Origin of the sequence: Mucilaginibacter sp. JRF (assembly GCF_015223065.1) — a bacterium.
Taxonomy (GTDB): Bacteria; Bacteroidota; Bacteroidia; order Sphingobacteriales; family Sphingobacteriaceae; genus Mucilaginibacter.
Genome location: NZ_JADFBY010000009.1, coordinates 23,271 through 37,700 on the forward strand (window position 1 = coordinate 23,271; position 14,430 = coordinate 37,700).

Sequence of the window (14,430 nt, forward strand, 5' to 3'; positions counted from 1 at the left end):
AGAATTTTCTTTTTGAATATATTGAAAAGGAGCACCGTTTGGTGCTCCTTTTTTTGTTTACCCGGACCCCACCTAAATCCTCCCCGAGGGGGAGGACTTTTTTCTGATCGCTTTTAAGTTTTTGTCATTTCGATCGAGGTACGAGGAGAAATCTGTCGCCTGATTATGAATGCGCGCAGATTTCTCGCTATCGCTCGAAATGACAAGATGGTTAACTGGATATTAAAAGTCCTCCCCCTCGGGGAGGATTTAGGAGGGGTTGTACGAGGAGAAGTCTATCGCTTGATTATGAAGGCGCGCAGATTTCTCGCTATCGCTCGAAATGACAAGGTTGAATATGTAATATAGAAAGCGCGTCATTAAATACGAAGCAATCTTTTTAGGATAGTTCGTGAACCCCTCCCTGCCCTCCCAAGGGAGGGGTTTAATAAAGCAACCTATCAATTACAAATACATCTCCATCTTCACATCAGCCCTTTTATAAGGCGAATCTCCTACGGGTATATCCACAAAGCCGAACTTGCGGTACACGGCAAGGGCGGGAGCGAGCTTGCTGTTTGAACCTAACCAGATGCGTTTGGCACCCAGGCTTCGGGCGGTATCTACAATTGAGGTCATTAAAGCCTGGCCTATTTTGCGGCCCTGGTATTTGGGGCTTACACCCATTTTGGCTATTTCGTATTCCAGGTAACCGGTTTTTATTAGGGCGCAGGTTCCTGCAATGTCGCCATCAACTTCGGCAAAAATTATGCGGCCGCCGTTGTTCAATATATGTTCCGGGTGATCAAGTTGTTCCAGATCATGCGCCTCAACGGTGAAATAGGTGTTGATCCACTCCACGTTAAGCGATTTAAAATGCGGGGCAAGTTCGGGCTTGTAATCCAGTATCTTAACATCAGTAGGGCCCGAGAAGCTAAACATCTCCTTGAAGCGCTGGTAGTAATTCTTTTCGGCTAATTGTTCCTCTGTTTCAATAACCGCTTGCAGCAAATGGTTCTTTTGACTACCGAACAACGATTTATTGAGGCTGGTTATCTTGGCCCAAACATGCTCGAATTTTACCAGGGATTGCTTGCCTTTTTCGGACAGGCGCAAGTTACGTTTACGGCTGTCGGTTTTTGATTTTACCGATTCAATATATCCCAAGGCCTCCAACTCCTTAGCTAAATGAATAACACCGGGATGGGTGAGGGCCAGTTCTTCAGAAATTTCGGTAATGCCTATTTCCTCACGGCGACTGATCAGGTAATACAGCGCGAAGTATTTAGGCTCAAAGGTTAAGCCTTCATCCTTATATATCTGCTCTACATCCTGAGAAAATATATCATATAAACGTTTCATACGTGCGCCAATGGTAAGCTCTTGCAGATCATCTATTATCGACATAGTAATTTATGTAAGTACTTACGTAAGTACTTACAAATATATAATTTGTTTTGATTGATTACCTTTGGTGTAAATAAATTTTTAATGGAATACGGTATTTGTAATATGGCCATAGCGCCGCTTAAGGCTGAACCAGCTGAGCGTAGCGAGATAAAAACCCAGGTTTTATTTGGCGAAGCCTTTGAGATATTGGAGCGCCAGGAGCACTGGGTAAAGATCACCACCGCTTACGAAAATTATACCGGCTGGATAGGTAAGTTGCTATTTACCCAACTGGATGAAGCCGATTACAACCATATAAAACAAACACCGCCAACCATCACAACGTCAGCAGTTACCTGGGCATTCAAAAAGCCGGAGATGGCGCTGCTTTACCTGCCTTTTGGTAGTTCGCTGCCATTTTTAGAGGGGGATGAGTGCCGGGTGGGTGATGATTACTATGCCGTGCCCGAAGTGGATGATGAGCTGGAAGATTCGCTTATTGAAACTGCTATGCAGTTTTTAAACGCACCATATTTATGGGGAGGCCGCACGCATTTTGGTATCGACTGCTCGGGATTAACGCAGGCCGTATTTAAACTGCACGGTATCAAGATAGATCGCGATGCTTCGCAGCAAGCAGTACAGGGCGAGTTAGTTGCCAATATTGAGGATGCCAAAGAGGGCGATCTGGCGTTTTTTGCCAATGCCGAAGGACGTATAACCCACGTGGGTTTAATGCTTGGCGATGGGCAGATCATCCATGCATCGGGCCGTGTAAAGATAGAGCAGATTGATGAAAAGGGTATTTACTCTGAGGAGCAGGGCAAGTACACCCACCAGTTAGCGGTTATTAAAAGATACTTTTAAGCAAAGGTTACCTGCCAAATCAGCACCGCTTTATCATCACTTACAGAGATAAGGTCGTCGCCGTTCCATACCAGTTTATTTACTGATAGCACGTGCGATGACAGCCCTTTTTCGCGGCTGATGATCTTGCGGAGTTTAAAGCTTTGGGCATCCCATATCTTGATGCTTTTATCCATACTGGCGGTAGCGAAGTAAGGGCGCGAAGGGTGAAAAGCAATACTGTTAATAGCGAATAAATGCGCCGGTATATTTTGGAGCAGGGTGTAGCTGTTAGTATCCCAAACCTTAAACTGCGCATCGCGCGATCCGGTTAGCAGGTAGCTGCCATCAGGCGAATACTGGGCTGAAAATACGGCCATGGTATGCTCGTTTAGCGAGGTAATGAAGCCGTAATCGTCCATATCATATATCTTCACGCTGTTATCGCGACAGCCAAAGGCAATATGTCGTTTTTGCGGGGATACCGTTATGCAGCGTATGGTATCGCCCGAAACCTGAACAGTATGCAAAAGCTCAAGCGTTTCAAGGCTCCATACGGTTACCGAGCCATCCTCGCTGGCTACTAACAACTCCTTTTTGGTAATTACAGCCTTAACATCAAACACCGGTTTGGTATGATGCTTTAACAGCTTGATCACCTTTTGCTGAATAAAATCAAACACAGCCACATCGCCTGTACGCAATCCCACAAACATGTACGGATAACCCTCCGGACAATGTATAGCATATACCGAAGCAGGCACCGGAAACATCACCTTGATAAAGGTATTATCCTTCAGGCTCCATTCCACAACGCCCTTGTCGTTTCCACCGGTAAACAATATGCCCGGCTTTTGCGATAGCTCAGCCGTAAATATTGGGTTACCATGCCCGGTAAGTTCAGCTATTTTTTGTACTTGAATCATTTACCTCGTTAGTTCATGGTTCATGGTTTATTTATAGAGTCCATGGACGATAGACGATAGTCCATAGTACTCTTAAATTAATCGTTTGTCAACAATCTAAATACATTCACTATTGACTATTGACCATGGTCTATTTATGCCTCTCCTCTAAATTCTTAGCTATTGTTTCCAGGCTGATGCCTTTTTCGCGGAGTAGTACCAGCAGGTGGAACACCAGGTCCGACGATTCGTTGATAAAGTCGTGCTCGGTTTCGTTAAGTGCCGCAATTACGGTTTCAACGCCTTCTTCGCCTACCTTTTGGGCTATTTTGTTGAGGCCTTTTTTGTGCAGCTTGTTCACGTACGATCCTTCAAGCGGGTTTTCGTATCTGTCGGCTATAATGCGTTCCAGCTCGTGGATAAAGTTTTGATTGTACTCCGTTTTAAAGCAGCTGCGCGAACCTGTATGGCAGGTAGGGCCGTCGGCTTTAACCTTGATCAGCAGGGTATCGTTATCGCAATCAATATCAATGCTTTTTACATGCAGATAGTTGCCGCTGGTTTCGCCCTTTTTCCAAAGACGGTTTTTTGAGCGCGAAAAAAAGGTAACCACATTTTCCTGAACGGTTTTGTCGTACGCCTCTTTATCCATATACCCCAGCATCAGTACTTCAAGGGTTTGCTCGTCCTGTATAATAACCGGCACAAGGCCGTCGCTTTTATCGAAATCGATGTTCATTTGTATATTGTTTGAATAGGGGATGATGAGTAGGCAAAGCTATCAAACCATCCGCACTTCAATGCTATTTTGTTGTAAAGTGTTTTTCAGGTCGGGTATCAGTATTTCGCCGTAATGGAATACAGAGGCAGCCAAAGCGGCATCAACATTGGTTTTTTCAAACACATCCACAAAGTGCTGTACCGAACCCGCGCCGCCCGATGCTATTACCGGTATATGTACGGCATCGTTAACGGTTTTAAGCAGGCCGTTGTCAAACCCGGCCTTGGTACCGTCATGGTCCATCGAGGTAAGCAATATCTCGCCCGCTCCACGGCTTTCGGCCTCTAATATCCACTCCAGGGTTTCACGTTCGGTAGGGAGCCTGCCACCATTAAGGTGTACAATGTTTTTATTGCCTGTGCTACGGGTATCAACCGCTATCACCACAAACTGTACCCCAAAGGCTTTGGCCAACTCATCAATCAGCGCCGGGTTGCGTACAGCGGCAGAGTTGATAGATATTTTATCGGCACCGGCATTCAGCAGGGCATCGGCATCGGCAATTTCGTTTATGCCACCACCAATAGTGAATGGGATGTTGATTTGCCGTGCTACAGCCTTAACCAGTTCAACCATGGTTTTGCGGCGTTCAACCGTAGCGGTAATATCCAGAAACACCAGTTCGTCAGCGCCCTGGTTCGAGTAGTTCCAGGCCAGCTCCACCGGGTCGCCGGCATCGCGCAGGTCAACAAAGTTTACACCTTTAACCGTACGCCCGTCCTTAACGTCAAGGCAGGGGATAATTCGTTTTGACAGCATCTTATTAAAGCGTCATTGCGAGGAACGAAGCAATCTCTTTAAGCTTAGTTAGCGGAGATTGCTTCGTTCCTCGTAATGACGGTGAGAGTTAGTTTATATCGATATTAACGATTCCAGATTCCAGTTTTTGATATCTTCGATAGAGATATGGCCTTCGTAGATGGCTTTGCCTACCACGCACGATTCTACTTTGAGGCGGCTCAGTTTCTCGATATCGCCCATTGAACTTACACCGCCTGATGCGATTAGCTTGATGAATGGCGAATGGTCAAGCAGCTTTTCGTATAGTTCGATGCCTGCACCGCCCAGTTTGCCATCCTTATTAATATCTGTACATAAAAAGCGGAAGAAGCCCAATGCCAGGCACTTATCTACATAATCCATTAGTTTGATGGGTGAGCTTTCCATCCAGCCGGAGTATTTAATTACCTCATCCAGCACATCAATGGCTATAACCACCTGGTCCGAACATTTGTAATCGCCGCAGATAGATTTGCTCAGGTCAACCAAAAAGCTTGGGTTGGTAATGGCCTGTGTGCCAACTATAACACGGTGAACACCGGCATCAATCAATTCCTTAACCTTATCAATGCTGCGTACACCGCCGCCATACTGTATCTTCATGTCCGTTTTGCGGATCACGTTGAACAGGTACTCCTGATTAGAAAAGTCGTTTTTTGCGCCATTGAGGTCAATAACGTGAATAAAGTTTGTTCCGTTAGACTGGTAGCGCTCGATCATCTCCTCCAATGATACATCATACTCTGTAACTTGTTGGTAATCACCTTCGCGAAGGCGCACAACTTTTTTGTTCAGAATATCGATAGCGGGAATAATATACATGCCTTTTTAAATTTTTGAAAAGTTAGTCAAGAGGGTTTCACCATAAGTGCCTGATTTTTCGGGGTGAAATTGCACCCCATAAAAATTGTCAAGCCAAATTGATGCCGAAAATTTGTTATTATAAGTTGTTGACGACAAAGTGTATGCACCGTTGTATTCAATAAAATATGAATGTACAAAGTAAAAGTGCGAACCTTGCGGAATATTTGCAAAAAGTTTATTCTCTTTTTCGGGGTAAACGCGGTTCCATCCGGTGTGTGGTACCTTGTACTCGGCACTGTCGGCAAAGCGCAATGTTTTTACCGGAACAAGGTCAAGCAGTTGGGCGTCACCTTCTTCGGAGTGTTGGGTTAACAGCTGCATACCTACGCAAATACCCAGCACAGGCTTGGTAAGCGAGCGTATTTTGGGTACGAGGCCGGTATGCTGTAACTTTTGCATAGCCGCGCCGGCATGGCCAACACCGGGAATGATATAACGGTCAAACTGTTCAAAATCAGCTTCATTGTGTATCATTCCGTAGGCAATGCCCAGCCTGTCTAAAGCGGCAGTGAGCGAGAATATATTGCCTGCACCGTATCTGATAATTCCGATCCCCCCGCCCCCTAAAGGGGGAGTAGCTTCACTTGTTGGCGAAGCTTGGGTATTGTCAACGTTTATTTTATCCATTATTATTCAAACTTCAGTTCCACCTTTAGGGGGTTAGGGGGCCTTACTACATCACCCCCTTAGTGCTTGGTAAAACCATTTTATCAACATCGCGCTTTACGGCCATTTTTATGGCTTTGGCAAAGGCTTTAAATATAGCTTCAATTTTATGATGTTCGTTTACGCCCTCGGCTTTTATATTGAGGTTGCACTTAGCGGCATCACTAAACGATTTGAAGAAATGGTAGAACATTTCGGTAGGGACGTCGCCAACTTTTTCGCGTTTAAAATCAGCCTCCCAAACTATCCAGTTACGGCCGCCAAAGTCAATAGCGGCCTGTGCCAGACAATCATCCATAGGGAGGCAAAAACCATAACGCTCAATTCCTTTTTTATTGCCCAAAGCCTCAGCAAAAACTTCGCCCAGGGCAATACCGGTATCTTCAACGGTGTGATGCTCGTCGATATGCAGGTCGCCTTTGGCTACCACTTCCAGATCAACGCTACCGTGGCGGGCTATCTGATCAAGCATGTGGTCAAAAAAATGCAAACCGGTTGATATCTTGCCCTCGCCTGTACCATCAAGGTTTAGTTTGATGTAGATATCGGTTTCCTTGGTAGTGCGGCGGTGTTCAACCACACGCTGACCGAGTTTCAGGTATTCGTAAATATCCTTCCAATCGGTGCTTTCAATAGCGATGCTTTCCTTGATACTTTCAGGCCATTTGTCGGTATCAAATTCGGCTCCTCCAAGGTTAGAGTCATTGTTTAACCAAATAGCCTTAGCGCCCAGGTTTTTAGCAAGTAATACATCATTTTTACGGTCGCCAATAACGAATGAACCCGGCATATCATACTCCTCGGTATTGAGGTATTGCGTAAGTAAAGCCGTGCCCGGTTTACGGGTTGGTGCATTATCGCGGGCGAAGGTGCGATCGATAAATATGGCGTCGAATGTTACGCCTTCGTTCTCAAATGTCTTTAAAATGAAATCGTGTACCGGGTAAAAATTTGCTTCGGGGTGCGATGAGGTTCCCAACCCATCCTGATTGGTAACCATTACCAGTTCAAAACCCAGTTGAGCGATCTTTGGTAGCCATTGCAGCGCGCCGGGGTAAAACTCCAGCTTGGCAAACGAGTCGATCTGCTCATCGGCAGGCTCCTTGATCAGGGTGCCGTCGCGATCAATAAAAAGTACTTTTTTCAGGCTCATTTATAATTTTTAAAGCGTTGATCAATAATTCATTTTCGGCAGGTGTGCCAATGGTTATGCGCAGGCAACCCTCGCAAAGCTCCACCTTTGAGCGGTCGCGAATGATGATGCCCTGCTGTACCAAATGGTTATAAATATCCTTGGCACCGGTTGTCTTCACCAAAATAAAGTTAGCGTCGGATGGATAAATATCCAGCACAAAGTCAAAGTTTTTTAGTTGAAGTACAAGTTTATCCCGTTGAGTTAAAGTTTCTTTTATCCAGTTGTTTACAGTTTCAATATTGCCTAAAGCTTCGAGCGCTAATTGCTGCGATGCCTCATTAACATTGTAAGGAGGCTTTACCTTGTTTAACACCTCGATGATCTCCTCGCTGGCAAAGGCCATACCCACACGCAACCCGGCTAAGCCCCATGCTTTCGATAGGGTTTGCAATACTACCAGGTTAGCGTATTCAGTCAACTCCTGTATAAAAGTTTTTTGGCGACTAAAGTTGATATAAGCCTCGTCAACCACCACCAGGCCTTTAAAGTTGGTCAGCAGGGTTTCCACATCCTCGCGGTTAATGGAGTTGCCGGTAGGGTTGTTTGGCGAGCAAATGAATATCATTTTAGTATGCTCATCAATAGCCTCGGCAATGCCTTCAAGGTTTAGCTGGTAATCCTCGGTAAGCAACACCTTACGGGTTTCAATATCATTGATGTTGGCCGATACCTCGTACATACCGTAGGTGGGCGGTACCAATATCACATTGTCAACTCCCGGGTTACAAAAGCTGCGGAACAGCACATCGATAGCCTCATCGCTACCATTGCCTAAAAATATGTTGCGTGGTGGTACGCCCTTTATCTCGCTCAGGCGCTTTTTTACCTTGTATTGCAACGGATCAGGGTAGCGGTTATAGGCAGTATCCAACGGAGAGCCAAAGGCGTTCTCGTTAGCATCCAGATACACGCTGGCCTCTCCTTTGAACTCATCACGCGCGGACGAATAAGGTACCAGCTTTTTTATATTAGGACGAAGTATTTTATTTATATCGAACATCGTTATTTTTTTTCATCCCGTCATTGCGAGGTATGAAGCAATCTCTTGAAGCATGTAAATCGAGGATTGCTTCGTGCCTCGCAATGACGGATTGGTTTTATTTATTACTTATCAGCATACCTCACACCAACCGCATTAGCGTGCGCATGCAAGCCTTCCAGTTCAGCCAAAGTTTGTACCGAAGGGCCAATGTTTTGCAGACCATCAGCCGTGATATGCTGGAATGTTATCTTCTTAACAAAAGAATCAACTGAAACACCCGAATAGGCTTTGGCATAGCTACTTGTGGGTAGCGTATGGTTGGTGCCTGATGCATAATCGCCAGCGCTTTCAGGAGTAAGGTTGCCCAGAAATACCGAACCAGCGTTGATGATGCTGCTTGTTATTTGCTGCCACTTTTCGGTGGCTAATATCAGGTGCTCCGGCGCGTATTGGTTGCTGAAATTCATGGCTTCGCCAAGGCTGCCGGTTACTACGATGTATGAGTGATCAATAGCCTGGCGGGCTATCTCAGCACGTGGCAGTACGGCTAACTGTTTCTCCACTTCATCGGCTGCTGCCGCGGCTATTTCGCCGGATGTGCAAACCAACACCGCCTGGCTATCGATACCATGCTCAGCCTGCGCCAAAAGGTCGGCGGCGATGAATTTCGGGTTGGAGGTTTCATCGGCTATCACCAAAACTTCTGATGGTCCGGCGGGCATATCAATAGCTGTTGTAGTGGTTGATTGTATTATGGTTTTTGCCTTGGTAACAAATTGATTTCCAGGACCAAATATCTTTTCAACTTTATTGATACTTTCGGTACCGTAAGCCATCGCCGCGATAGCCTGGGAGCCACCTGCCAGAAATATCCTGTCGATACCCAGCATCAAAGCCACATAGGCAATGAAGGCATTTACCTTGCCGTTTTTTTGCGGTGGCGAACATACGATCAGCTCATGGCAACCGGCAATTTTAGCGGGTATACCAAGCATCAAAAAGGTACTTGGCAACACGGCCGATCCACCGGGAATATACAGGCCAACCTTTTCTATCGGCCTTAACTCGCGCCAGCAGGTAACGCCGGGCATGGTTTCAACCTTGTCCTCAGTTTTTAATTGCGATTGGTGAAACTTGTAGATGTTTTGATAGGCAACGTCCAACGCAGCCTTTTGCTCGGGCAATACGGTGGCGGCTATCTCCTCCAGTTCGTGTTTATCGAGGTATAGTTTATCAAGCTCCACCTTGTCAAATCGGTTGGCGTAATCAAGCAAGGCACGGTCGCCATGCTGTTGTACGTTGGCAATAACCTCCTCAACAATGGCGCGGATCTCATTAGCCGGGTCAACATTGCGTTGTATCAGCCGGACTATATCCTGTTTCGTTAAATCTGAATAGTTGTAAGTCTTCATTACCTCTCCCCCAAACCCCCTAAAGGGGTGTTACGTCCTAAAGTATTAAACATGCCGTATCCTGTTTTGCTCCCCCTTTAGGGGGCAGGGGGGCTCAAATTATTATCTTCTCAATAGGCAATACCACTATGCCCTGGGCTCCGGCTTGTTTAAGCTGGCTTATGCGGTCCCAAAAATCGCGTTCGGGTATTACGGTGTGCACGGCTACCCAGTCGCTTTCGGCAAGGGCTACTACCGATGGGCTTTTTACGCCCGGTAATAATGCCGTGATAGCCTCCAGATTAGCTTTTGGCGCGTTCAATACCACGTACTTGGTTTCCTTAGCGCGCAGTACCGATTGTACGCGTTGTATCAGCTCCTGTATCAGGTCGCCATTTTCTTCGCCCTTACGGCCGATCAATACCGCTTCGCTGCTCATTACATCAGCAAATGGTTTTAAGCCATTACTTTTTAGCGTGCCGCCGGTTGATACCAAATCACATATAGCATCGCTCAAACCTAAACCCGGCGAAATTTCAACCGAGCCGGAAATGGTGCGGATGTCAGCCTGTATGTTATTGTTTTGCAGATACTTGTTAAGTATAACAGGGTAGGTGGTAGCTATGGCCTTGCCATTTAGTGAAGCCAAACTGCCGATCTCGCTATTGTTCGGGATGGCAATCTTAAGCGAACATTTACCAAAGCCTAAACGTTGCAGGTAAGCAACTTCAACCTCGGTTTCTTCAATAACGTTTTCGCCTACAATACCCAGGTCGGCAATGCCATCCTGTACGTATTCGGGAATATCATCATCGCGCAAAAAGAGTATCTCTAACGGGAAGTTTGATACCGGCGATATCAATGAGCTTTTATAATTTTCAAAGTTAAGACCACAATTTTTAAGCAGCTCAACAGACTTTTCATTTAGTCGACCCGATTTTTGGATCGCTATTTTTAGTGTTTTCACAAAATAAAATTAAGGGTAAATAAATAAACGGGGGTGCTGTTATTTCGCGTAGAAACATACATTATCTTATATCGCCATGATGGCGATGATGCAGATGAAGATGATGTAGTTTGTAACCGTTCATTTTTTAAATATATAGTAATACTATAGATTTTGAAGTGCTGCAAATATATGCAGTTGATAATTAAATCAAAATTATATGTGAATTTTTAAGAAAAATGAAAAAGCCCTGCCGCAAAAGGCAGGGCTTTGAATGGCTTTAAATGTCTTTTTTCAGAAAGATTTATATATCACTTCGCTGTTCCAAGCTGTGTCAACCTTTAAACCTGTACCGCCAAATAAATTTCCGGATAGTATGGTGATGGCATTGGGGTTTAGCGGTACATTTTCGATTGTTTTTACGGTTGTGTTATTTGTGCCGTTAAAGGTGCAGGTAATAGATACTTTGTTCAGGCTATTAGGATCAACCAAAGTATAAAAAGCGAATTTTCGCCCCTTCTTTTGATACAACGAAGCAGGGATTTGATAGATGGTTAAAGTTCCATTTTTCTCTCGCTCATAAGTTCCTTTAAAAGCAAATTCCTTGTACGTCGAATCAACATTAACTGAAATAGATTTGAGATTAGCGGGTATAGCATCCTCAACCTGAACAATCACCTTGGCAACAATACGTTGAATTTGTACCGGATGTGTTAAGCCACTTGTTGCGGAAACTGTAAAATCAAGTTTATTGAAAAATGATTCGCGCCTGAACTGAATGATCGAGCCCGTGTTCTGATAAAAGAAAAGCCCGGTTGTGCCATCATCAATAACTTCGCTTTGGGTAGTGTACGAAGCATCCCTGGGCTCAAGCCCGCGAATATCATCATTTATAGCGCCAAAAAAGTAGGCGGTATAATTTCCCGAACTTAATTCCATTGATAGGTTGCCGAAATCACTTTGGTAATCTGCAGAGCCCTTAATATTAACCAATGTACCCTGGTCATTATATACACGCACAGATAGTACTTTAACTTGGGGTTCGCTTTCTTTCACATATATCAATGAATCGTCAACCGCATTTGCAGATAGATTTTGATGCTGCTGGGTAAAGCCCGTTACATTGAATGATATATTGTATTTCTTGCCATCGGTTGTTTCCGGGCCGGGTTTGTTTTCTCTTTTACAGCCCGATGCAATTAAAGATGTCACACATAAGCCGATTATTATCTTTTTCATTTTTTTTAAAGGACAAGGTTTAAAAATCAACTATCGTAGTATCGCTGTAATCACCATAGGTAATACCAAAGCTATGCTGGGCATCACTAAATAAGTTGCCCGATAAAATGGTACGGGTATTAGGTTGTATCACAACGCTATCAATAGTAACTGTTTTTACCGGTGTACTGGCATCATTGTAAACAGTAATTATTACACTAACCGGACTTATAGTATTGGTAACAAAGGTTTTGAAAGTGTAATTATTTGTTCCGTAATAGTTGGTTACATCTTTTTTGTGATAGTGCTGATATGGTGATTGCACATTGGGTAAACCTGTAGACAACATAAACTCCCGGTCATTATTAATTTGATAACTTATAGAAGCTACGCTTTGCGGAATAGCGTCGGTTATTACTACCTGTAATTGGCCGTTTACGCGTTTCAAATCCAAATTTTTTGTAACATCGGTGCTCGAAACTGTAAATGGATATTTAGCATAAAAAATCTCTTTACCAATAGCCTTAACTTTTGTTTGATCAAACTGATCGGGCGCAGTTTTGGTTGCAAAAACTATAATTGTATAGGTGCCATTACTTAACTCCTGGCTTATGGTGCCAAAACGGGTTGTGGTACTATCTTGTACCACTTGGGCTACCAAGGTGTTCTCGCTATTGTAAATGTAATATGCTAAAAATTTTGCTACGCTCGATAGGTCAACAGAAGCATTATTGCGTGTTTTTTGGGTTACGGTGCTTAGCGTATTAACACTGCTTATGTCAATGCCTACATTAAAATTTACCGCATAAGTTTTTGCTTCGTTATCGGGGGCAGGGGTAGACTTTTTCTCTTTTTTACAAGAGATCACAGCAAGTCCTATCAATGCAAAAAGGTAAAAGGTTCGTTTCATCTCTGGTAAGATTTGAAACAAATATAGTTATCGCATTAATAACTAATAGTTTATTTTTAATTTATCCGTTTGGTGATCATATAAACCGTACCCTCATCAAAACTATGAAGGGCCTTTACGGTAAAATTCTTTTCAATTTCAGCTAAGCCGATAAGTTCGGGGCTGGCCATGGCATTAAACCATACCAGGTAGAACTGTTTTTGCTTATTGAATTTGGCTACATCCGCCACGAAAAACTTATGCGGCACCAGTTTGGCATGTCCGCCTGTAAAAAAGTAAACAGCTTCGTCGGCATCCGAATATATGGGGATGTCGGGTTTATAGATATGTTTATTCGTTTTTAGGAAGCTAATGAAGGGCGAGGTGTTCCAGTCATCGTCGCTGTAACCCGGTACACCGTATTCAAATTCATCATCGTAACGTTTCAGGTCGATAACGGTGAGGTTATACAGAAAGCCTGCCATAACGATTACTGCTGCAACCGCTACCCATTTTCTATTATTCATCCTGATGGTCGATATAAGGCCCGGTACCCAGCCGGTACAAGCTATCAGCATATAAATATACATGGGCGATAATAACCGCGAGTTTAATTGCTCAAATCTCGAAAAGGTGGCTATCAGCAATATAAATACAGCATAAACAACAGCAAACGTGGTAAATATGCTTTCGTACCTGTTGATTTCCTTACTAAGTGTACGCCAAATTATTACCACGATTAATGCTATTAATATAATGGCACTTAAAATTGCCCCGTACGGATGGGCGGCCTCCGTTAAACCCAGCCAATCGCATATTACTACGCCAAAGTAATGCAGGTTTTCGCCGAATGAGGTTACTGATGGCTTTCGGGTACCGGTTGATAGGCCTGATGACAGATAATTAACCAGCAGGTTGATCACCAAAGGCAAAATGCCGGTAAAACCGAAAATCAGGGCGTTCGTCAGTCGTTTTTTTATAGCGAGCCTTGCATCGGCAAGTATAAGCAGGCCGCCTGTTGCTACAACCGTGATGCCTGCGTAACGGGTTATGCAGCATAGTCCTGCTATCAGCGCGGCAATTAATAACGATTTGAAATCAGGTGTATTTAAATAACTCTTAAATGCGGGTATAAAAAGTATGGTCAGGAAGATGAATAAGGTTTCTGACCATAAATAACTGTATATCTCCAGCAGTGAAGGGCTCAGTAATATGGAGGCAAGCACCAACCATTTGTAAATTACCGATGGTGTTTTGAACTTGCTGATGCAATAGCCGCTTAATAAAACAACTCCGGCAAACAGCAAGCCATTAATTACCGGCCCGGCAGTTACCGCGTTTAGCCCGAATAAAAAACTGATGCTTAATACCGCCGGATAAAAAGCAGGGAAAAAGGTGAGGGGGCTGCCGTTAAAAGTAGTGAGGTTGCCATGTTTATAAATACTTTTGGCAGTGCTGGCATACATAATGGAGTCGGGCGATATGCCGACTCCGCTATAGTTTGTAAAAAAGTGAACAACAAAATAACCCGCTATGGCGAATAGTAAAGTATCGAAATGTTTAAGATAGCGGGTTAGGTGCATGTATTATATATAGTAA

Annotated in this window: 14 protein-coding genes; 1 reads left to right on the top strand and 13 read right to left on the bottom strand. The window is 44.2% G+C overall.

Annotation, left to right across the window (positions count from 1 at the left end):
* Positions 1-444: 444 nt before the first annotated feature.
* On the bottom strand, positions 445-1,386 hold the full coding sequence (locus tag IM792_RS17830) for a bifunctional helix-turn-helix transcriptional regulator/GNAT family N-acetyltransferase (RefSeq protein ID WP_194103263.1): 942 nt from the start codon (positions 1,384-1,386) through the stop codon (positions 445-447).
* A gap of 84 nt (positions 1,387-1,470) precedes the next feature.
* Here IM792_RS17830 and IM792_RS17835 point away from each other — a divergent pair, with 84 nt between their 5' ends.
* Positions 1,471-2,235 (top strand): C40 family peptidase, encoded by a 765-nt coding sequence (locus IM792_RS17835; protein ID WP_194103264.1) that lies wholly within the window; start codon positions 1,471-1,473, stop codon positions 2,233-2,235.
* Here IM792_RS17835 and IM792_RS17840 read toward each other — a convergent pair.
* The 12 genes from IM792_RS17840 to IM792_RS17895 form a co-directional block, all read right to left on the bottom strand.
* Complete coding sequence (locus tag IM792_RS17840; RefSeq protein ID WP_194103265.1) at positions 2,232-3,140, bottom strand: WD40 repeat domain-containing protein; 909 nt, start codon at positions 3,138-3,140, stop codon at positions 2,232-2,234. The two genes, IM792_RS17835 and IM792_RS17840, sit on opposite strands and share 4 nt — an antisense overlap.
* A 130-nt stretch (positions 3,141-3,270) precedes the next feature.
* Positions 3,271-3,858, bottom strand: coding sequence for a bifunctional phosphoribosyl-AMP cyclohydrolase/phosphoribosyl-ATP diphosphatase HisIE (gene hisIE, locus IM792_RS17845; protein WP_194103266.1), 588 nt, complete (start codon positions 3,856-3,858; stop codon positions 3,271-3,273).
* A 42-nt stretch (positions 3,859-3,900) separates the two neighbouring features.
* Positions 3,901-4,659 carry an imidazole glycerol phosphate synthase subunit HisF gene (hisF, locus tag IM792_RS17850; RefSeq protein WP_194103267.1) on the bottom strand — a complete coding sequence of 253 codons (759 nt, stop codon included), beginning with the start codon at positions 4,657-4,659 and terminating at the stop codon, positions 3,901-3,903.
* A gap of 93 nt (positions 4,660-4,752) precedes the next feature.
* On the bottom strand, positions 4,753-5,502 hold the full coding sequence (locus tag IM792_RS17855) for a 1-(5-phosphoribosyl)-5-[(5-phosphoribosylamino)methylideneamino] imidazole-4-carboxamide isomerase (RefSeq protein ID WP_194103268.1): 750 nt from the start codon (positions 5,500-5,502) through the stop codon (positions 4,753-4,755).
* Positions 5,503-5,508: 6 nt separating this feature from the next.
* The gene (gene hisH, locus IM792_RS17860) at positions 5,509-6,171 is read right to left on the bottom strand and encodes an imidazole glycerol phosphate synthase subunit HisH (RefSeq protein ID WP_194103269.1); all 663 of its coding nucleotides are present in this window, start codon (positions 6,169-6,171) and stop codon (positions 5,509-5,511) included.
* A gap of 46 nt (positions 6,172-6,217) precedes the next feature.
* Positions 6,218-7,363: a bifunctional histidinol-phosphatase/imidazoleglycerol-phosphate dehydratase HisB gene (hisB, locus tag IM792_RS17865; RefSeq protein ID WP_228085244.1), complete on the bottom strand. Its 1,146-nt coding sequence runs from the start codon at positions 7,361-7,363 to the stop codon at positions 6,218-6,220.
* Positions 7,335-8,405, bottom strand: coding sequence for a histidinol-phosphate transaminase (gene hisC / locus IM792_RS17870; protein ID WP_194103270.1), 1,071 nt, complete (start codon positions 8,403-8,405; stop codon positions 7,335-7,337). Before hisC ends, hisB begins: the two co-directional genes overlap by 29 nt.
* Positions 8,406-8,509: 104 nt before the next feature.
* On the bottom strand, positions 8,510-9,799 hold the full coding sequence (hisD, locus tag IM792_RS17875; RefSeq protein ID WP_194103271.1) for a histidinol dehydrogenase: 1,290 nt from the start codon (positions 9,797-9,799) through the stop codon (positions 8,510-8,512).
* A 94-nt stretch (positions 9,800-9,893) separates the two neighbouring features.
* Complete coding sequence (gene hisG / locus IM792_RS17880) at positions 9,894-10,745, bottom strand: ATP phosphoribosyltransferase (protein ID WP_194103272.1); 852 nt, start codon at positions 10,743-10,745, stop codon at positions 9,894-9,896.
* A gap of 273 nt (positions 10,746-11,018) precedes the next feature.
* A complete protein-coding gene (locus IM792_RS17885) occupies positions 11,019-11,963 on the bottom strand; it encodes a FimB/Mfa2 family fimbrial subunit (protein WP_194103273.1) in 945 nt (314 codons plus the stop codon).
* Positions 11,964-11,982: 19 nt separating this feature from the next.
* Positions 11,983-12,852, bottom strand: coding sequence for a hypothetical protein (locus tag IM792_RS17890; RefSeq protein ID WP_194103274.1), 870 nt, complete (start codon positions 12,850-12,852; stop codon positions 11,983-11,985).
* A gap of 56 nt (positions 12,853-12,908) precedes the next feature.
* Entirely contained in the window at positions 12,909-14,414 is a 1,506-nt protein-coding gene (locus IM792_RS17895) for a hypothetical protein (RefSeq protein WP_194103275.1), read from the bottom strand.
* Positions 14,415-14,430 lie beyond the last annotated feature (16 nt).

Bases quoted from the DNA above. Each gene is read 5' to 3' on its own strand.
- IM792_RS17885 (WP_194103273.1), bottom strand. From the start codon at position 11,963: ATGAAAAAGATAATAATCGGCTTATGTGTGACATCTTTAATTGCATCG.
- IM792_RS17840 (WP_194103265.1), bottom strand. From the start codon at position 3,140: ATGATTCAAGTACAAAAAATAGCTGAACTTACCGGGCATGGTAACCCA.
- hisD (WP_194103271.1), bottom strand. From the start codon at position 9,799: ATGAAGACTTACAACTATTCAGATTTAACGAAACAGGATATAGTCCGG.
- hisH (WP_194103269.1), bottom strand. From the start codon at position 6,171: ATGGATAAAATAAACGTTGACAATACCCAAGCTTCGCCAACAAGTGAA.
- IM792_RS17890 (WP_194103274.1), bottom strand. From the start codon at position 12,852: ATGAAACGAACCTTTTACCTTTTTGCATTGATAGGACTTGCTGTGATC.
- hisF (WP_194103267.1), bottom strand. From the start codon at position 4,659: ATGCTGTCAAAACGAATTATCCCCTGCCTTGACGTTAAGGACGGGCGT.
- hisC (WP_194103270.1), bottom strand. From the start codon at position 8,405: ATGTTCGATATAAATAAAATACTTCGTCCTAATATAAAAAAGCTGGTA.
- hisB (WP_228085244.1), bottom strand. From the start codon at position 7,363: ATGAGCCTGAAAAAAGTACTTTTTATTGATCGCGACGGCACCCTGATC.
- IM792_RS17855 (WP_194103268.1), bottom strand. From the start codon at position 5,502: ATGTATATTATTCCCGCTATCGATATTCTGAACAAAAAAGTTGTGCGC.
- IM792_RS17835 (WP_194103264.1), top strand. From the start codon at position 1,471: ATGGAATACGGTATTTGTAATATGGCCATAGCGCCGCTTAAGGCTGAA.
- IM792_RS17830 (WP_194103263.1), bottom strand. From the start codon at position 1,386: ATGTCGATAATAGATGATCTGCAAGAGCTTACCATTGGCGCACGTATG.
- hisIE (WP_194103266.1), bottom strand. From the start codon at position 3,858: ATGAACATCGATTTCGATAAAAGCGACGGCCTTGTGCCGGTTATTATA.
- IM792_RS17895 (WP_194103275.1), bottom strand. From the start codon at position 14,414: ATGCACCTAACCCGCTATCTTAAACATTTCGATACTTTACTATTCGCC.